The organism is Steroidobacter agaridevorans, from assembly GCF_009932555.1.
Lineage (GTDB): Bacteria > Pseudomonadota > Gammaproteobacteria > Steroidobacterales > Steroidobacteraceae > Steroidobacter > Steroidobacter agaridevorans.
Map to the genome: position 1 here is coordinate 263,929 of NZ_BLJO01000006.1, position 18,276 is coordinate 282,204.

The window sequence follows — 18,276 nt, forward strand, 5'->3', positions numbered from 1 at the left end:
TTTTGATACGGGCTATAGCGATGAACAATTTGCGCGGCGTCGATTTGAATTTGCTGGTCACGTTGGAAACGCTACTCACCGAGCGCAACGTGACGCGCGCCGCGCAGCGGCTGCATTTGAGTCAGCCTTCGGTGAGCGTGCAGCTGCGTAAGCTCCGGGAGATGTTTTCCGATCCGCTGTTGTCGCCCGCAGCCGGCGGGATGATCCCCACAGCTCGCGGCAAGGCGCTGCTACCCGCCGTACAAGCGGCGCTCGGCGAAGTCCGAAAGGTTCTGAACAAGAGTCGCGCCTTCGATCCGAAGCAAGCGAACGTGCTCTGGCAAATTGCCGCCGCGGACTATGCGGAGCAGGCGATCCTACTGCCGCTACTGCCGTCGCTGCGACGAGCAGCACCGCTGTCGAGAATCGCCGTACATCAGGCCAGCCACACTCGAATGTTCAAGCAGCTGGAGAGCGGCGCCCTGGACATCGCTCTGCTCGCAATGGATGCCGCTCCCGAGCATCTGCATCGTCAGATGCTCTACAAGGAACGCTACGTCCTGATCGCTCGCAAGCAGCACCCGGCGTTCAAACGCAAGCTGACGCTCGACCGATTCTGCGAGCTCGACCACATGCTCGTCTCGCCGGATGGCGGAGGCTTCCGCGGCGGGACCGACACGGCGCTCGAGAGCCGCGGCCGCAAACGCCGCGTCGTGCTCTCGACTCAACATTTCCTGTTCGTTCCCGAAGTCGTTGCCCAAAGCGATCTGGTTGCGCTGATTCCCGCGCGGCTGATTCAGCAACGCACCGAAGGACTGCTCATCGTTTCTCCGCCCATCGATGTTCCAGGATATGAAATGGGCATGGTCTGGCACGAGCGCAGCCATGTCGATCCGGCGCAACGGTGGCTGCGCGAACAGATCGTTCGCGCGGTCCGAACGTAGCGTCCGTAGCAACATCGACACGAATGAGCTGGCTTAGGGTTTCGTCTAACTGGCGAATGAGGCTATCGCGCGCCCTCTGTTGTGAGCCAGTTCGTGGGTTGCGCAACGCAGCCACAGACCTGCTCAAGAACCGTCGCCTGCTTCCCGATACGCGACTCGATTGAGAGTCCGGTTCATCGACAACCCAGTCTTGCGACGATTTTGTTCAGGAGCATTTATCTCATGCGTTTGCGCGGTTCAATTCTAGCGGTGGCAGTTTGCGCCGCGCTGCCGACGGTCAGCTCGGCAGTGGATTTTCACTACAGCGGCTTCAGCACGGCGGGTTACTCCGAAGTGGACAAAGACGGCGTGCTGTACCGTTCCTCGACCAACAAGGAAGCGATCGATTCTTCCGGCTCGCTGGAATACGACTCGATCGTCGGATTGCAGGGCACCGTGCGCTTTCATGACCAGTGGTCGGTCACGGCGCAGGGCGTGGTGAAGACTCAGCCCGATGGCGACTTCGGCCCGAGCCTCGACTGGGCCTACGTGAAGTGGCAGCCGCTGTCGAATCTGGCGATCCGTGGCGGTCTGACCCGTCCGCCGACCTTCATGTTCTCCGACTCCGTGTATCTCGGCTATGCCAACACCTGGGCGCGTCCGCCGCTGGAAGTCTACGGCATCAGCCCCGTGTACCAGATGACCGGTGTCGATGCAGTGTGGAGCTTGAACGCCGGCCCGGTGAAAGTCACCGTGCAGCCTTACGCGGGCGTCGGCGAACTGACTCTGCCCATCGCCGCTGGCGGCGACGCCTCCATCGACGTTAAGGATTGGTACGGCCTGGCGGTGAGCGGCGAAATCGGCTCGTTCACTGGCCGCATCGGCTATCACACCAAGACGTATGACGGCGAAATGCGCAGCACGCAGGGCCTCGTGAACACGCTGCGGGCGGCGGGCTTTGCCGATGCGGCGGCGAAGGTCGGCTTCGAGGGCAACAAGTCGCCGATCTTCAACATCGGCCTGCAGTACGACAATGGCAGCACGTTCGTGATTTCCGAGTACGCCAAGCGCGGCAGCGAACGCGTGGTCGTGCCGGAGCTCACCGGCGCCTACGTGACGGCTGGTCATCGCTTTGGCAGCTTCGCGCCGTATGTGACTTACGCGACGTTGACCGTGGACAGCCCTCGTTCGACGAATCTGATTCCGCGTACTTCGCTGGTCGGCATCGCGCTGGATACCCAGCTCGACAACCTCGCCGCCGCCACCAGCGATCAGGATAGCTATGGCGTTGGCCTGCGTTACGAACTGCCCGCGTTCGCGTTCCTCAAGGGCGCAGTGTTGAAGGGCCAGTACGATCACATCAATCCGAAGGATGGCGGCAAGGGCTTCCTGAGCGCCGCGCCGGCTGGATTCAGTGACAGCGTCAACATGTACACCCTCACGGCCGACTTCTTGTTCTAAAGGTGAGCCATGCGTAATTTGAAATGGTGTGTGCTCGCCGCCCTGGCGCTCGGCGCCGGCGCCGCGAATGCGGAAGTGGTGGTGATCGTCAATCCGAAAAACGCCGCGGCCAGCCTGAGCCCGGAGCAGATCTCTGCTCTGTATCTCGGCAACAGCACGACGTTCCCGGACGGCAGCTCCGCGGCGCTGGCGGATCAGCCGGAAGCGGCGGGCATTCGCGGTGACTTCTATCAGAAGGCCACCGGTCGCTCGAGCGCACAGGCGAAAGCCACTTGGGCGCGCCTGACTTTCACCGGCAAAGCGACTCCGCCGAAGGAGCTGAAGAGCGATGCCGAAGTGAAAGCCTGGGTCGCCTCCGATCCGAAGGCGATCGGCTACATCGATTCGAGCGCGGTGGACGGCTCCGTCAAGGCGGTCGCGAAGCTGTAATCGAACGATTGTGAGTTGATGATGTAAGCGGCCCCGGTGCGACTTAGCGCGCGCCGGGGCCGCTTGCTTTTCACGCGACCAACGCGCTGATCCGCTTCTCCACGGGCTGCTTCAGATGCCGCAGCTCCTTCGCGAGATTGATCTGCATCGCCATGCGCGCAATATCCAACAAGTGCTTGTCGATGGCGTAGCCGCTGCGCCCGTTCAACCATTCGAGCACGGGAGCCAGGCGCCACACTGCCGTACTGCCATCGTGCACCGGCGCGGGAAATGTGGCGGCGTGCCCTATCATCAGCTTGCGCATGTTCTGGCGTGAAACGCCTACGAGTTCGGCGATATCCGTGAGCCCCACCAGATCCGGGCTGACTTCGATCAGCTCCGCATCGGGAATCGCGCGCTTCACATCTTCGAGCGCGCTGACGATCGCTTGCTTCGCCGAGCTGGCCTCGCGAGTGAACATCAACGCGACGCTCCCTGGCAAACCGACACCGACCGTCGCATCATCGCACCCAGCGGCGCCGAGGCGCTCGACCACATCGTCCCCCACCGGGCCCGGATCGGCGAGTTTGAATCTCAGCTCAAAGTCATATTCCATCGTTCGACTCCTCCGCGCACTCCGCGCCAACAGCTTCACGGAACACACAGTTATCAACAATGCGCCGCAGCTGACGCGCGTGATTCCCCGCGTTCCTTGGCGTGCTCCAGATGCTCGCGATACAAAACTCTCCACACCGGCATTCCGGAACGTTCCGAGGACAATACATTCGGCCCCAGGCGTGACTGCCTCCAGGCTCGACCCGCCAACCATGCTGCTCGGCATACCTCAACGCCTGCTCGACTTCCTTCTTCGGATGCTTCGCTCGCCGCATCTTGCGTTCCTCGAGACTAACATGCCTGGTTGTCAAATGACAACCACCACAACAACCCCGCGCCAAGAGCATGCCGGATGAGGGATGCACAGAATCGAGCGATTGATTGGGCATTTCGCCGCTTAATCGCGCAGCTCGCGTCGCCGATGCGCGACTCGAGGCGAGATTCATTCCAAGCGGAACTTCATCCGCGCGCACTGACTTTCAATTGATGCCATCGACTCCTTTTTCATAGTGCGGCTCGTATGGTTCCAAGCGCCGATGTTCTCGTCGTCAACGACCACCTGCTGGATGCGCAGACCACGCTCGTTGCTTTCGAACAAGTGGCGCCGCGCGCCCGCGTATTGCACGTGATGGACGGAAGCGAAGCTCTGCACTACCTGTTTTCGACGGGAGTATTTACGGGCCGCCCTGCCGACATGCCGCAGCTGGTGTTCCTTAGTCTGGAAATGACCAGCATCGGCGGGTTGTGCGTGCTCGACCTGATGCGCGCTCATCCGCTCACTTGCAAAGTACCCGTCGTACTGGCGAGCATCGAGGGCAACCCGAGCCACTATCGGCGCTTCAACAAATTCGACGCCAACGTGTATGTGACTTTGCCTTGCGACTTCCAGCGTTACTGCGCCGTCATAGAAGCCTGCTCCCAACGCTGGCTTCCGTGGGCGCTTCGACCCTGCGGAGCCGAGTCAGCGCGTTCGCCGCGCCCTTCTCCAGGCTCGCGCTGGCGAAGCCCCCTGCCTGAGGCCTTTGGCCACGCTTAACCCATGTTTATGGGCCATCGGCGTGCCCTGCCTGCGTACGCATAAGCTCTGATCTCCAGGGGCGCGTAATTCGATACATCTGGCACTCTCAGCCCACTAAATAAAACGGCCTGGCCAAACCAGCTGTTAGTGAAGTCATTGCCATGACTGCGCGCATTTTGCTTGTGGAAGACGAACTCCTCGTCGCGCTCTCGCTCCGCGAAGCACTGAGCGAAGCGGGGTTCGATGTCGACTGCGCTTACCTCGGCAGCACCGTGATCGATGATCGGGTGGGCGTCGAATGGGATGCCGCGCTGGTCGATATGGCCTTACCCGATAGCAGCGGTGCGACGGTGGTCCAGCACCTGCTTCATCAGCAGCCGCAGTTGCCCGTCATTCTCACCACGGGCCTGGAAACACCAGAGACCCGCCGGTTCGCCTCGGATCACGAACTGACCATCCTGGCCAAACCGTTCGACGACGCCACCCTGGTCGAATTGTTGAGATCGCTGCTGATCGCCGAAGCGCACGCTTGAGCGTCGGCGCACGGCTCGCGGATCTCGTGGACCCGCGAGCCGTGCTGTCATTTCAGAAGCAGAAGTACGACCCGATCAGGGTCTTCAGCGTGGTGTGATTCCAGCTTTCGGCCGTGTGAGCGACCGCAAAGGCCTGGATCGAGTGACAGCCGCCGTCGTTGTAGGGCAGCGTGAAGCTCCACTGAGACACACTGATGCCGTATTGATTGGCGATGTCGCCGCGGTATCCGTTGGGCACGGTGGTGCCCCAGTAGCCGCCGTCCACATAGATGTCGACGTATGGGGGAATCACAGCGGTTCTATCCACGGCCCAGCCAGTGACCAGACCGCTGGCAGGATCGAGCGACTCGATGAAGCCGGCCATGGTGTTGTAGCCCTGATTATTGAACTGGGCTTGCCAGGTTTGGAGGATGGGCGCGGCGGTCGGATGGGTAATGCCGTGCCAGAACTCACCCGGAATCACCTCCAGCTCGTCCCAACCAAAGAAGCCCGCGACCAACCACACCATGGGAGCGTCCCACCCCTGCGCGTTGAGGCTGTTGGCATAGTTGAAGTAACCCGCCAGCCACGACGCGGGCGTGGAGGGATTCTGGTAGCTGGGTGAGTTGCGATGGAACGTCCCCGGCACCAACGCCAGTTGCTGGCTGTTCTTGGAGCGATGCGAGACGATCCAGTTGTAATACGGCTGCACCGTGCTGAAAGGCACCATGTACTTATCGAGCGATATGACGTCGATATAGGAACGGTTGAAAATGCAGGACGCCTGCATCCAGGTCATCTCGGGCTCACTGAAGTTCACCCAGAAGCGCGTCGCCGGCGCGATGCTCTTGACCGCGGCAGCCGCGTTCTGGAGATAAGTCTCCGTCGCCCAGATGGCATTGATGCGCGGGTCGCCAGGCGCACATGGGTTCTCCCAGTTCGTGGCGCCGGTCGCAAACCAGTACGGCTCGTCGATCACTACGGCCGCAACACGCGACCAGTCATAGCCGAGACTGGCGAGGTATCCAGCCAGATTGGGATTTTGATAGACCCCATCGAGACTCATGATGGCGCGCCCGGCGGGTTGCGATTGGCCCGCCGAAAACCATGCCAGATCGGTATAGCCGGGATTGCTGTTACCAAACAGCGCCATTTCGAAACGTCTTATCGCGGCGCTTGCATCGACCGATAGCGCCATGCTGATGACACAGCAGCCAGCAATCAAAATCCTGCGCGCAACTCTGTCCCACAATCTCGCATTCCATGCTTTCATGTCGACTCCGTTTGTTTGAACCCACCTGTTCCTAGTAGACCAACGAATCGGCGCTGGGCCGGCTTCGGCGCCACCCCGTCCATGCAGCCAACGCGAGACACGCAGCGCCTAACAACAACAGCAACATTCTGCTGTCCTCGTCATCAGCAAAGACCATCCATTCCGTGTTCACCCAGAGAGGAAAGAAGATCGCAAAGGGCACCACCAGGGCAATGAAAACCAGGAACCATGCGTACGTCAGTGCGTTGCGAGTCACGGAACCGAGCGCGTTACGACGCAGCTTGGCGGCCACCAGGAAATAGCCACGCACGCCGAGATAGCAAGCGTACGCATACAGAAGAATCACAAAGGCAAAACCGATGATCTTCATCTGGTTGGCACCGGCTTCCTCATTTCTTCGATGGTCTTTTTCGCCATGTCGTCGATGGCTGGTGCAGCGCTCTCGGCAACTCCGATGACCGCGCCTTCAACGACTGTACCTGCCGCCACACCAGCGGTGGTGGGTGTCCCCGCAAGCTCGAGAGATTGCCCAATGACACCGCGTGTAGTCATCGAAGCAATGCCTTTGCCGACGACTCCTCCCACTCCGGCGCCCAGCGCCCCGGCAGCGGTGGTGGTCGCGCTGACCTTCACGTCGGAAAGCTCCACATTCTCCAGTCCCTTCTCCATGGCCGCCGTCGTAGTCGAGCCCAGAGCCTGGCCAGCGGCACTGGCAACTGCGCCGGCCGCGGCCATTCCGACAAAGTGAGCGGTGTGGGGCGCAACCAGCCCAACGAGACCACCCGCCGCCGCTCCTGCCAGAGTGCCAACGAGCTTCTCTTTGAAACCACCACCAGCGGCAACGAAGCCTCCCATGGCTCCCGCTAGTGCCCCGTAGGCCGCGCCTACCACACCGAATTCCCCGCTGGGATCGTTCTGGTTCAGCGGATCGTTTTTCACGTACGCATACAGATTGGTGCCATCTTCATAGCCCACCGGATCCGTTTGCAGGAACCTGCCCAGCCCGGGATCGTAGACACGAGCCTTATAGTGATACAACTGCACCTCGGGCAGCGCCGCCTGGCCGGTGAATTTGAAGCGCGAGCCACTCCATCTGTTGGGCTCGCCATAGGCGGAGTACGAATATGCGGAGCCGACCAGCTCGCCCGCGCCATCGCTCGCACCGATGATCGAGCCCTGGTGATTCGAATGCAGCCAACGCCGCGTTTCGCTGGAAAGAGCGGCGCCCTCGTACCAGACCAGAAATTCGTCGACTCCCGCGCCGGGCACGTAGCGACGCAAGGTCGTCGCCGATGAGCCGTTGAACTCCGCTACCAACTGATCGCCGGCGTACAGAAACTGAGTCGTCGCACTGCCGACGGTCTGCCGCAATCGACCGAGCGGATCGTAAGACAAGGAAAGGAGGGTTGTTGAGCCACTGCCGTTGGTGACGGAAGTCAACCGGTTCAGCAAATCGTATTGGAACGTGCGCGCGCCATTGCCCGTCAGATTGCCTCGGGCATCGTAACCGAAGCTGGTGCCATCGACGGATGAGTAACGATTGAGCCCGTCAGGAATGTAGGGACGGTTGAGAACCGTGCCGGGCGCATAACTGTAAACGTCATTCGATAACGTGCGCGTCGCGATCTGATTCGCCGGATTGTGCGTGAAGCCCACCGATAGATCTTGGGCACCGCCCGAAAGATTCTGCGTCAGGCCCGACAGCCGCGAAGCTCCGTCGTAGTCGTTGTCGGTGACCGTCTGGTTGCCACGGCTCAACAGGTCGCGGCGACCCAAAACATCGTACGAGTAATCCGCCAGCAAGCCGGGCCCGCTGGCAACACCATTCTCCTGCACTAGATCCATACGATTCATAGAGTCATAGGTGTACTTGATGAACTGGCCATCCGGCCAGGTGAGCCGGGTGCGATTGCCAGCCTCGTCGTAGCGATAGGACAGCACGCGTCCATACGCTGTCTCGGTCTCGACCCTGCCCCACGCGTCGTAGGTGTACACCACGCCGGAGCCACCGATAGTCTGGTAGGTGGCCGACAGCTTCCTGCTCAGCAAGTCATAGGTGGAGTGCACATCGAGCGCCGTACCCGGCAGATCCCGCAGTTTCTCGCGATTCAGCGCATCGTATTCGTAGATGATGGTTTCGCCGCTGCGCAGCCGCAGGCTGCGGCGATTATTGTTCTCATCGTAGCCGTACTGCTCGTAGTCCGATGGATTCTCCGCATGCTGCCCCACCGCCACCTGCGGAAACTCCATGTACGCAAGTCGATCGAAGCCGTCGTAGTTCAGGTCGGTGCGGTTGCCATTCGCGTCTTCCATCCAGTCCCGCTTGCCATTGGGCGTGTAGCCATACGACGCGTAATTCTGCTGTAGCGAAGTGCCGAGACCGTGCTGAATCGCAGTGACCTCTCCCGCCGCGTTGTAAACGTTGCGCGTAATCCGGTCGTAACCATACTGCCCGGCTTGGGAAAGCGTGCATGCGCCAGGCAATGAGGCATAGACATTCGGATTCATCCGCACTGCCGTGCACGTTCGACGCGCGGCGCCATCGTAGGCGAACTGCGTCACGCCGCTCGGCGACGTCTCTCGAATGAGATTGCCGCCGCCGTCATAGTTCCTGCTCACCACCTCGTAGGCGGTGAACACGTTGGAGGGACTCATGACGCCACGGGAGATACTCTCGATATACCCCTCGGGCGTGTACAGCTGCCGTGTAGTGGACGCATCCGCACCGATCTCATAGTTCTGCCGGCGGCGCAGGTCCCAAACAGTCTTCGTGATGTCAGCAACGTCGGTGCGCGGCCCGTCGATTTCGTCTCGATTGCCGACCTCGTCGTAGTCATAGCCGGTCGTCGCCGAGACCCCGCCCTTCGCGATCGTTACGGTGCGCAGCAGCCGATTGTTGCCGACGTTCGACGGACCGTAGCCCATCGTGGTCACGATTTGAGCACTGGCCGCACACGACGATGCGGTCTCGCATTCCACCGAGCTGGTGCGCTTGAGCAGAGCCGGAGTCGCGGCGGCCATCTGACCGGCGGCGTTGTAAAAGTACGCGTTCAGAGCCGTGTAGCCGTAGCTCGTGAACGGACAGAGATTCGACCCGAAGTAGCACGTCAGATTATTGTCGGGCCCCTGCAATCCGCGCTCTGTACTGAGCAGAACGCCGGTCGTGGGATTCCACTCGTTGCGAGTGACGTAGCCACGAGCATCTCGAATGCGAATTGCCTTGTTGCAATACGCGGCCTGGGAACACAGCGGCGTGTCTCCCTCACCGCGAGTGATGGTTGTGATCTGATCGGCCAGCCCCGAACCCTGTTTGGCAAAGCGCCGTATCTGGGTAATGTTTGCTCGTTGATCGTAGGTGTACTGCTCGCCGTTGCCTTCTGGATAGGTGATCTTGGAGAGCTGTGGATTCAAGTGACCGACGTGTTCGAGCCTGGTAAGGCGACCGAGCTCATCGCGGATTGCTGCGATCCTCGCGGCCGGTCCATAAATCTCACCGAACGCCGTACCCGCCACCGGGGCGACGTCGGTGGTGTAACCAACGCTCCCGGCGGCGCTCGTGACCCTGACACCGTGCTGGATCAGACCGGGATTCGTGAGACTGGTATCCCACTGATACGTCCACGTGCGCCCGTCTATGACGACGTTCTGCACGCGAAAGCCGCCGATGCGATTACCTCCGGCGAGGCAGCTGCTACTGGACGGCGGCGTCAATGGGCCGCAGTCCTGATAGGTGATGTCAATGTCTTTGGCACCAGGCCCGTCGACGTGCGTGACCCGATCGCCACCGTTGCCGAATACGCGCGTGTAAACAGTCGTCGAGTTGTCGGTTTCCGTGATGGATACCGTCCCGGACGCGAATTGAAAGGAGAGCCTGGGCCAGGTGCGACTGAAGGCCGGGCAAGAGGCAGCGTCGGGATTGCATGCATCCACGGCCATGTTGAACAGCACCACCGAGCTGACCGGCGCCAGCACGCCGTTCACGGGTTCTGCGAAATTGAAGCGCAGCTGATATCCGTGGTTATTCGTAATGGAACGGATCGTCGCAGTGTTTGGGACGTAGTGAAAGTCCAAGCGCTCTCCGTTGGGCTTTTGCGCCGACAGCACACGCAAGATGTAGCTGTTGCTATTGACGCTCCAAGCGACCCCGAGGGGCGTGCTGTCGAATGTGAGTTGTGTCCCGTCCGACAACACGGCAGTCGCACACCAGTCGCCGCAAAAGCTCAGTCGCGATCCCAGATCGCCGAAATAGTTCACGCCATCGCCCAGCAAGAGCTCGGTCTTGCCCTGAAAGCGCAGCGTATAGTTATAGGCGACGGAGCCGGTGTCCGGATCCGTCGAGACATCCAGGCGCATGAAAGCGAGCACGCTGTGATACATGAGCCACTGGCCTGGCGAGGAATGACTGAATGAGTAGCTCAGCCCTCCGTTCTCCGGATCGCCGATGGAGATCGAGTGGGCGACGACGAACGTGCGCTCCGCCAGATCGACGCCGCGCTCGTCGACTACCGAGAAATTCTTGGGTTTGAATTCCTGATCGATGGCTTGTCCGGCAGCCGTGCCGTTAATGAGACCCAGCAGGGCAAACACGAGGCTCGTGGTCGCAGCTCGCAAACGATTCATTCGATCCCCCAACCGTCCTAGTCGACCGAGATGATTTCAGTGACGCGTGTCGTGACGACTGACGCTGCTATTCCAATAGCAAATTCAGAACCGCCGGCAGCCAGGCAAGATTCTGCACTCTGATCTGATACGTGGCGCTCGCCGGAGCGTGCACACTGTCTCCGGAATAACTCGCGGTGATCGTGTGGAGGCCTTGCGGGTAGTCCTCCAGAATGATGGTCGCCTGGCCATTGATGACTGCTGCCGAACCCAAGAACACGCCACCTTCGGTGAAGGTCACCGTGCCGACCGCGGAAGCGCTGCCCACGTTGACGATGAGTGTTACGCCAACGCCGGTGGCATTTGCCACGCTGCTGGGCGGACTGACACTGACAGGTGTTGATCCGGTAGGACGAGTGGAGCTGTGCTGTGTGCGATTGCCGGCCGGGTCGAGCTGATAACTTACGGTCGAACCGTCTGCCGGACCGCCCGCCGTTTGCACCGTGTTGAGCCTGCCCAACGAATCGTATGTGTATGTCGCGGTCTCCGCCGCGTGACCGCTTGCCGCGATCAACAGCAGAAACAGACTCATCCCTCGCCGCAGTGGATTCGTTAGCATCCCCATCTCCGTGCCATAGATCGCGGATGTGCTCGGACGACGCGCGCGTACGCGACCACGAGCTCATCGTCATCTGAGCTCGCAAGGGAAAGGCAAACGTTCAACTCTTCCCTGATACCGAGGCTTGTCTTTGTTCGATCAGATCCATCTGGTGATTAGTACGAGTAAATTGCGACGAGCCACCATAATTTGTCAACACCGCGCTCGCATCGATCGAACAGATTCAGGGTTTCTCCTCATTCCAGACATTTGCAATGTCGCGTGCGCGTTTCCAGAACTCCAAATATATCTTTCCTATCGTTCACGGGGATCGCGGACGCGCTTGACAGACAGCGGTTGTCACTGCAACTCTTCGGCTCCACAGAACTGCCAGGGATGGTGATGAACTGTCGAGTCGTACCATCCCGCCAGCCGAACGACTCCTTAGAAAACTCAGCAAGGATCCGGCCGTGCCGAAGCGGATATTATTTGCGATGGCGGCAATAGCCGCGCCTCTGGCAGTTTCAGCGGGCGATCTCACCGGAAGAATAAGCACGATCGCGCCAATCCTTGGACAGGATCAGCTCTACATTCGTCTGACGGACACCACTAACAATGCAGTTCCGAGCGGCTCGCCGGCAGGCAGCTGTTCGAATGCCTTTGCCATCGCCGAGATGGGCAATACAAATTTCAAGAATTACATCTATCCGCTGATACTCATGGCGCAAGCTGCCGATGCACCCATCACCTTGCGAACCAACGGTTGTCTCGAGGGCCTTTACCCCATCATCGTCGGCGTCGACTACCCGCCGCGCTGAGATGATTCCAGGAGCACGAGCTTGAAGCACTTTCTACTCGCCACCGCTGTGGCCGTTCTCATCGGTTCGATCTCGACACCTGCAACGAGCGCTACCTATACGGCTGTTGTAAGTCAGCTCCAGCCCAACCACGAAACGATGGACTGCATCTTCTTTCGTCTGAGCGGTGTCACCGACATCTCGCCGGCGAGCCCCGGCGACTGGTTCGCCATTCCACGCAACAGCGACGGCGCCATGGAAACGTTTGCGGTGCTGCTCGCATCGAGGACCAAGGCGAACATGCCGGTGACGGTCTATACCACGAGCGCAATGGCGTGCGGCTATGCGCAGGCTGTGTCAGTGATCATGTGATCGGAGCAATGCTGGGCAGAGTCTCAGCCTCGAAAACAGGCATGGCGCGCCGGGAAAGTTCGAACCGTTTAGTCGAACTCTCCAGGTTGGGAATACTTCCCTCCAGCAACACGTCATGACGCCAAGGCAGCCCGTCGCCCGCGGGACTGGACGCTCGAATGAGAGCCTCGATCGACATGACACGACAGCGGCGTCCGAACAGTTCGATTTCGATGGATACGGCTCGCACCCGCTCGAAATCACCCACGCCCTTGATGGAACCCGACAGGTCGATTGGACCGAGTTCCGTCTCCAAGTACAGGTTATTGAGTGTGGCTCCCGGCGCCGGGTTGTCGAGAAATGAGAGCTTCGGGCTCGAGGCCTGCGTCAGACAGCCGTTCGATCAGTCGGTTGAGCTGCACCACGTAACTTACGTCCTACTCGTTCCAGCTCCAAAGCAAGTTCGAGCGCTGCCTGATGCTGCTCGGCGCGCTTTTCGTACGAATAGGCGAGACTCACATCGATGAGACTCAGGTCGATACCAGCGCGCTCGGCTTCTTCCAAGGCGGTCATGGATCCACCTTATCGATCTTTAGGAATGGCGCGCCCGACTGGATTCGAACCAGTGACCCTCGGCTTCGGAAACCGATACTCTATCCAACTGAGCTACGGGCGCGTGCGGGGACGATTGTAGCAGTCCCGCCGGCGGGACTCGCCGGCTTATCCCTGGCCGGACAGCGCCGGCGGATGGGGCGCGCATCATAGCCGGCCTGGGCGGCCAGCCCAAGACCGAGCCGGGAATCTCCGGCCGATCAAAGAGTTAGCCTGTTGAGTTTATCGGGAACGGCGACGCCGTTATACTGCGCGCCGTTTTGCCATGTGGCTTTCCCGCCCCTGTAGCCTGTTGTTGGAGCCGAAGTGAGCGCCGAGCACGATAGAAAGTTCTTTGACACCTTCATGCTGGTACTCGGCATTTTGATCGGCATTGCCATCCTTCTATATGTGTTGGCGCGCATCGTCGCGTCCGGTACGCAGGAACAGCATGTGATCACCGACCCGGTGAACCAGGCCGTGGTGGCCGAGCGCATTGCGCCGGTGGCCAAGGTCGCGGTCGCGGGCCAGGACAACTCGGCGCTGGCGCCCGTTCAGGCGGCGGCCGCGGAGCCGGCCAAGGAACTGGGTGGCGAGGAAGTGTTCAACATGGCCTGCATGGCCTGCCACGGCGCCGGCGTTGCCGGTGCGCCGAAGTACGGCGACAAGGCGGCTTGGGCGCCGCGTATTGCCAAGGGCATGGACACTCTGCACAAGCATTCGCTGGAAGGCTTCCAGGGCAACAGCGGCTTCATGCCCCCGAAGGGTGGCCGCGCGGATCTGGCTGACAAGTCGATCCTGAATGCGGTCGACTACATGGTCGCCGGTTCGAAGTAATCCCGCCGTTTCAGTTGCTGCGCTCGGGCGCCCCGAGCGCAGCAGTCCCTTCGCCGCGCCATTCGAGCGCCGGCCCCGCTTTCACTTTGCCGGCTTATCGGCGCGATCCAGCTTTCGTAGCAGCATCGCCTCGCTGACATGGGCCGTATCGATGCGCTCGACATCGGCCAGATCGGCGATCGTGCGCGCCACTTTCAGCACCCGGTGATACGCACGCGCGGAAAAGCAGAACTTGTTCGCAGCCTGATCGAGCAGGTTGCGAGCGCGCGTTGTGGGGTTGCATAGACGTTCGATTTCACGCGTCAACAGACGAGCGTTCGCGCATCCTTGCCTGGCGAGCTGAATCTCACGGACACGACCGACACGCGCCGCTACGGTTGCTGTCGTTTCAGCCTGCGGATCGGGCGCACGCAGCGTTTCGTGCGGGACGCGCAGCACCTCAACGTGCAGATCGAGACGATCGATCAGCGGACCTGACAGGCGGTTTCTGTATTTGCGTACTTGCTCGGACGTGCAGTGGCAGATGCCACGCTCGTCACCCAGGTATCCGCAGGGACAAGGATTCATCGCAGCGACAAATTGAAACGATGCCGGGAATTCAGCCTGATGAGCAGCGCGCGAGATCGTGATCACGCCGGTCTCCAACGGCTCGCGCAAAACCTCGAGCGCCGCGCGCTCGTACTCGGGCAACTCGTCTAAAAACAAAACGCCGTGATGGGCAAGTGAGATCTCACCGGGTCGCGGCCGCGAGCCGCCGCCGACCAGGGCGACTGAAGACGCAGAGTGATGCGGCGTGCGAAACGGCCGCGTTCGCCAGCGCGATGTATCGATCGGAAGTCGGGCCACGCTCCGCACGGCAGCCACTTCCAGCGCTTCCTCCTCGCTCATTTGCGGCAGCAGGCCCGGCAATCGCTGAGCAAGCATGCTCTTTCCAGTGCCGGGAGGACCGATGAACAGCAGCGAGTGCGCGCCGGCAGCGGCAATCTCCAGAGCGCGCTTGGCGATCTCCTGGCCGCGCACCTCGCATAGATCCGCGTCGATGCCAGCGGCGCTATCGGGCGCGGCGCCCGTGATGAAATACAGCGGCGCCTTACCGCTGCCGTGAGCAACAACGTCGGGAAGGCTGGAGGCAATCGCGATTCGACATCCCGTGACCAACGCCGCCTCGGCGACGTTTGCTCGGGGAACAAAAATGGAATGTTTGGCTCGCGTGGCCGCGACCGCCGCGAGCAGCACGCCCTGCATCGATTGCACTTCGCCGTTGAGCGAGAGCTCGCCATAGAACTCACAATCGCGCAGCGAGTCGGCAGGCAGCTGTTCCGAGGCAAGCAGGATGCCGAGCGCGATCGGCAAATCGTAGCGGCCGCCATCTTTCGGAAGATCCGCCGGTGAAAGGTTCACAGTGACGCGCCCTTCCGGCCACCCAAACCCGCAGTTGGCGATCGCTGCGCGCACACGATCGCGACTTTCTTTTACGACAGCTTCGGCAAGACCGACGATGGCGAAGCGCGGCAAGCCCGGGCCGAGATCCACCTCGACACGTACCAGCGGCGCTTCCATTCCATGTTGCGCGCGACTCAAGACAGTCGCCATCGCCATCCCTGGCCCTCCACAAAGAAACGTTTGCCGATTCTTTCAGGCGGGCCACGCGCTGCGAGCGCGGATAACACGCCGAATCGCCACCAAATGGCAACGCGGCGAGGCGACAAATCGGTTAGGGATTTTTCTTTTCCAACTCGGCCAGGCGCGCTTCCAGCGCCTCGAGTTTCTCGCGGGTCCGGCGCAGCACGCCGGCTTGCACATCGAACTCTTGGCGCGACACCAGATCGAGCTTGCTCAAGCCGGCTTGCAGCACGGCTTTGAAGTTTTCTTCCAAATCACGGCGCAGCGCCTGCACGCCCGGCGGAACGGCGGAAGCGAGACGACGGGCGAGCTCATCGAGCGAACGAGGGTCCACGGGGCAGACTCCTGAAGATGCGGATCGGGGACGGCATTAAGCCTCAAAATCGCCCGTCCGTGGAGATCGGTCCACGGTTACGGGGCAGTCAGTCCACGGTTGGCGGCATTTTGCTCCGAGTTGAAGCAAAGCGCCGGAATTTTCGCACCGAGAGAGTGCGCCAGTGCCCTGTTGTCGGCCACGGCGGCGTTGGTTTGCTTGCACGAATTCGTGGCACAGATGATGCATTTCCGATGCGGCGCGCTTGGGAAGCGGGGAATTACTACGACTAGTTTTACTAGTCCCGAGCGCGCGCCCATGAACCCGGAGCCGGAATGCAATGAAGCTGATAACCGCGATCATCAAGCCCTTCAAGCTGGATGACGTCCGACAGGCCGTCGCGGATATCGGGGTTCAAGGCATCACGGTCACGGAGGTGCAGGGCTTCGGGCGCCAGCGCGGTCACACCGAGCTGTATCGCGGAGCCGAGTACCGCGTGGATTTTCTGCCGAAGACCAAGATCGAGCTGGCAGTGGACGATTCGATCGCCGAGCAAGTGGTCGAAGCCATCACCAACGTCGCGCGCACGGGAAAAATCGGCGACGGCAAGATTTTCGTCATCGACCTCGCTCAAGCCGTGCGCATCCGCACCGGCGAGACCGGCGTCGAGGCAGTGTGAATCTATTTGTTTCCAACAGCAGCACCTGGCAGCAACAACGATCTATCTCTTGCGTAGGAGAACGACAGTGAAAAAACCCTTGGCAACGAGCCGCGTGCTCACTTACCTATGGAGTCTCGCGCTTGTCGCGTTCGCGATAATCGCAGCGCCTGACATGGCGCTCGCGCAAGACGCTCCGGCCGCGGAACCTGCCGCTGTGGCCGCGGAAGCTGCGCCGGCCGAAGCTGCTGCTGCTCCGGCGGAAGAAGCGGCCGCTGCACCGGCTGCGCCGACGTTCGACAAGGGCGATATTTCCTGGGTCATGACCAGCACGCTGCTGGTCATCCTGATGACCATTCCCGGTCTGGCGCTGTTCTACGGCGGCATGGTCCGTTCGAAGAATGTGCTGTCCATCTCGATGCAGGTGTTCGTGGTGTTCAGCCTGCTGTCGGTGCTGTGGGCGATCTACGGCTACAGCGTCGCATTCACCGGCGGCAACGCGTTCTTCGGCGGCTTCGATCGCATGTTCCTGGCGGGCATGCTGGATGCGGCCGGCAACCTGACGGCGGCGGCGACCTTCAGCAAAGGCGTCTACATTCCGGAGTATCTGTACGCCGCGTTCCAGATGACCTTCGCGGGCATCACGTCGTGTCTGATCGTCGGCGCCTTCGCCGAGCGCATGAAGTTCTCCGCGGTGCTGGCGTTCGTGGTGCTGTGGTTCACTTTCTCCTACCTGCCGGTCGCGCACATGGTGTGGTTCTGGGCCGGTCCGGATGCGTACACCGACCCGGCAGCTGCTGAAGCCGCGACTGCAACCGCAGGCTTCCTCTTCCAGAAAGGCGCGCTCGACTTCGCGGGCGGCACGGTCGTGCACATCAACGCGGGCATCGCCGGCCTGATCGGCTGCATCCTGGTCGGCAAGCGCAAGGGCTACGGCACCACGGCGATGACGCCGCACAACGTGCCGCTGATCATGATCGGCGCCTCGCTGCTGTGGGTGGGCTGGTTCGGCTTCAACGTCGGCTCGAACCTCGAGTCGAATGCGTTCGCCGCGCAGGTGTTCATCAACACCTTCGTCGCCACCGCCGCTGCGGTCATCGCCTGGACCTTCGCTGAATGGATCTTCCGCGGCACGCCGACGATGCTCGGTGCGGCTTCGGGCGCGGTGGCCGGCCTGGTCGCCATCACTCCGGCCTGCGGCTGGGTGGGCCCGATGGGCGCGATCGTCATCGGCCTGATCGCCGGTGTGGTCTGCCTGTTCGCGGTCACCAAGCTGAAGTCGGCCCTGGGCTACGACGACTCGCTGGACGTGTTCGGCGTCCACTGCGTCGGCGGCATCCTCGGCGCCCTCCTGACCGGCGTGTTCAACAGCCCCTCGCTCGGCGGCACCGGCATCTACGACTACGTCGCCGGCACCTGGGGTTACGCAGGCATGGGCACGCAGGTCATGGCCCAGTTGTGGGGCGTGGGCACGACCATCGTCTGGTCGGGCATCGTGTCCTTCATCGCCTTCAAGCTCATCGATGTGGTGATCGGGCTCCGGGTCAGCGACGAAGTCGAGACCGAGGGCCTGGATACGACCGAGCACGGCGAGCGAGGCTACAACCTCTAAGCCTGGCAAACACGGCATGGGTGAAAACGGGCGCTGCGGCGCCCGTTTTCTTTGGCGCCGGCCGTTCCCTACAACTTGCCCCCACAACGTGACCCACTGCTCAGTCCC

The 18,276-nt window shown here is 61.2% G+C and carries 20 protein-coding genes and 1 tRNA gene; 9 read left to right on the forward strand and 12 right to left on the reverse strand.

The window, feature by feature from the left end:
• The first annotated feature begins 20 nt into the window (after nucleotides 1-20).
• The 3 genes from GYH35_RS22100 (at nucleotide 21) to GYH35_RS22110 (ending at nucleotide 2,792) form a co-directional block, all read left to right on the forward strand.
• On the forward strand, nucleotides 21-923 hold the full coding sequence (locus GYH35_RS22100) for a LysR family transcriptional regulator (RefSeq protein ID WP_161829525.1): 903 nt from the start codon (nucleotides 21-23) through the stop codon (nucleotides 921-923).
• Between the two features lie 249 nt (nucleotides 924-1,172).
• On the forward strand, nucleotides 1,173-2,363 hold the full coding sequence (locus tag GYH35_RS22105; protein WP_161829526.1) for a hypothetical protein: 1,191 nt from the start codon (nucleotides 1,173-1,175) through the stop codon (nucleotides 2,361-2,363).
• A gap of 9 nt (nucleotides 2,364-2,372) precedes the next feature.
• On the forward strand, nucleotides 2,373-2,792 hold the full coding sequence (locus tag GYH35_RS22110; RefSeq protein WP_161810479.1) for a type 2 periplasmic-binding domain-containing protein: 420 nt from the start codon (nucleotides 2,373-2,375) through the stop codon (nucleotides 2,790-2,792).
• 70 nt (nucleotides 2,793-2,862) lie between these two features.
• Here the strand turns inward: GYH35_RS22110 and GYH35_RS22115 are convergent, their stop codons facing one another.
• From GYH35_RS22115 to GYH35_RS22125, 3 genes are all read right to left on the reverse strand, one after another.
• Nucleotides 2,863-3,387, reverse strand: coding sequence for a helix-turn-helix transcriptional regulator (locus GYH35_RS22115; RefSeq protein WP_161810478.1), 525 nt, complete (start codon nucleotides 3,385-3,387; stop codon nucleotides 2,863-2,865).
• Nucleotides 3,377-3,661, reverse strand: a complete 285-nt coding sequence (locus GYH35_RS35490) for a hypothetical protein (protein ID WP_161810477.1) — start codon at nucleotides 3,659-3,661, stop codon at nucleotides 3,377-3,379. The genes GYH35_RS22115 and GYH35_RS35490 overlap by 11 nt, the downstream gene beginning before the upstream one ends.
• A gap of 167 nt (nucleotides 3,662-3,828) precedes the next feature.
• Nucleotides 3,829-4,308, reverse strand: coding sequence for a hypothetical protein (locus tag GYH35_RS22125; protein WP_161810476.1), 480 nt, complete (start codon nucleotides 4,306-4,308; stop codon nucleotides 3,829-3,831).
• A 257-nt stretch (nucleotides 4,309-4,565) separates the two neighbouring features.
• Here GYH35_RS22125 and GYH35_RS22130 point away from each other — a divergent pair, with 257 nt between their 5' ends.
• Nucleotides 4,566-4,937: a response regulator gene (locus tag GYH35_RS22130; RefSeq protein WP_161810475.1), complete on the forward strand. Its 372-nt coding sequence runs from the start codon at nucleotides 4,566-4,568 to the stop codon at nucleotides 4,935-4,937.
• Between the two features lie 52 nt (nucleotides 4,938-4,989).
• Here GYH35_RS22130 and GYH35_RS22135 read toward each other — a convergent pair whose 3' ends face one another.
• The 4 genes from GYH35_RS22135 to GYH35_RS22150 all read right to left on the reverse strand — a co-directional run bounded on the left by GYH35_RS22135 (nucleotide 4,990) and on the right by GYH35_RS22150 (nucleotide 11,380).
• Nucleotides 4,990-6,189 (reverse strand): hypothetical protein, encoded by a 1,200-nt coding sequence (locus GYH35_RS22135; protein WP_161829527.1) that lies wholly within the window; start codon nucleotides 6,187-6,189, stop codon nucleotides 4,990-4,992.
• A 31-nt stretch (nucleotides 6,190-6,220) separates the two neighbouring features.
• Complete coding sequence (locus tag GYH35_RS22140) at nucleotides 6,221-6,559, reverse strand: hypothetical protein (protein ID WP_161829528.1); 339 nt, start codon at nucleotides 6,557-6,559, stop codon at nucleotides 6,221-6,223.
• Entirely contained in the window at nucleotides 6,556-10,809 is a 4,254-nt protein-coding gene (locus GYH35_RS22145) for an RHS repeat domain-containing protein (protein ID WP_161829529.1), read from the reverse strand. The genes GYH35_RS22140 and GYH35_RS22145 overlap by 4 nt, the downstream gene beginning before the upstream one ends.
• A gap of 67 nt (nucleotides 10,810-10,876) precedes the next feature.
• Entirely contained in the window at nucleotides 10,877-11,380 is a 504-nt protein-coding gene (locus GYH35_RS22150) for an Ig-like domain-containing protein (RefSeq protein ID WP_161829530.1), read from the reverse strand.
• Between the two features lie 476 nt (nucleotides 11,381-11,856).
• On the opposite strand from GYH35_RS22150, the gene GYH35_RS22155 reads away from it, so the two are divergent.
• Together GYH35_RS22155 and GYH35_RS22160 are read left to right on the forward strand one after the other, a co-directional pair.
• Entirely contained in the window at nucleotides 11,857-12,204 is a 348-nt protein-coding gene (locus GYH35_RS22155) for a hypothetical protein (RefSeq protein WP_161829531.1), read from the forward strand.
• Nucleotides 12,205-12,225: 21 nt separating this feature from the next.
• Nucleotides 12,226-12,555 carry a hypothetical protein gene (locus GYH35_RS22160; RefSeq protein WP_161810469.1) on the forward strand — a complete coding sequence of 110 codons (330 nt, stop codon included), beginning with the start codon at nucleotides 12,226-12,228 and terminating at the stop codon, nucleotides 12,553-12,555.
• Here GYH35_RS22160 and GYH35_RS22165 read toward each other — a convergent pair.
• The 3 genes from GYH35_RS22165 to GYH35_RS22175 form a co-directional block, all read right to left on the reverse strand.
• A complete protein-coding gene (locus GYH35_RS22165) occupies nucleotides 12,548-12,850 on the reverse strand; it encodes a hypothetical protein (RefSeq protein WP_161829532.1) in 303 nt (100 codons plus the stop codon). The two genes, GYH35_RS22160 and GYH35_RS22165, sit on opposite strands and share 8 nt — an antisense overlap.
• 71 nt (nucleotides 12,851-12,921) lie before the next feature.
• Entirely contained in the window at nucleotides 12,922-13,107 is a 186-nt protein-coding gene (locus tag GYH35_RS22170; protein WP_161810467.1) for a hypothetical protein, read from the reverse strand.
• 26 nt (nucleotides 13,108-13,133) lie between these two features.
• A tRNA-Arg gene (locus tag GYH35_RS22175) sits at nucleotides 13,134-13,210 on the reverse strand.
• A gap of 242 nt (nucleotides 13,211-13,452) precedes the next feature.
• On the opposite strand from GYH35_RS22175, the gene GYH35_RS22180 reads away from it, so the two are divergent.
• Entirely contained in the window at nucleotides 13,453-13,962 is a 510-nt protein-coding gene (locus tag GYH35_RS22180; protein ID WP_202624492.1) for a c-type cytochrome, read from the forward strand.
• A gap of 81 nt (nucleotides 13,963-14,043) precedes the next feature.
• Here the strand turns inward: GYH35_RS22180 and GYH35_RS22185 are convergent, their stop codons facing one another.
• Complete coding sequence (locus tag GYH35_RS22185) at nucleotides 14,044-15,555, reverse strand: YifB family Mg chelatase-like AAA ATPase (RefSeq protein ID WP_235936836.1); 1,512 nt, start codon at nucleotides 15,553-15,555, stop codon at nucleotides 14,044-14,046.
• 121 nt (nucleotides 15,556-15,676) lie between these two features.
• The gene (gene ubiK, locus GYH35_RS22190) at nucleotides 15,677-15,919 is read right to left on the reverse strand and encodes a ubiquinone biosynthesis accessory factor UbiK (RefSeq protein ID WP_161810465.1); all 243 of its coding nucleotides are present in this window, start codon (nucleotides 15,917-15,919) and stop codon (nucleotides 15,677-15,679) included.
• 319 nt (nucleotides 15,920-16,238) lie between these two features.
• Here ubiK and GYH35_RS22195 point away from each other — a divergent pair, with 319 nt between their 5' ends.
• Complete coding sequence (locus GYH35_RS22195) at nucleotides 16,239-16,577, forward strand: P-II family nitrogen regulator (protein ID WP_116807584.1); 339 nt, start codon at nucleotides 16,239-16,241, stop codon at nucleotides 16,575-16,577.
• A 154-nt stretch (nucleotides 16,578-16,731) separates the two neighbouring features.
• On the forward strand, nucleotides 16,732-18,168 hold the full coding sequence (locus tag GYH35_RS22200) for an ammonium transporter (protein ID WP_161829646.1): 1,437 nt from the start codon (nucleotides 16,732-16,734) through the stop codon (nucleotides 18,166-18,168).
• Nucleotides 18,169-18,276: the final 108 nt, after the last annotated feature.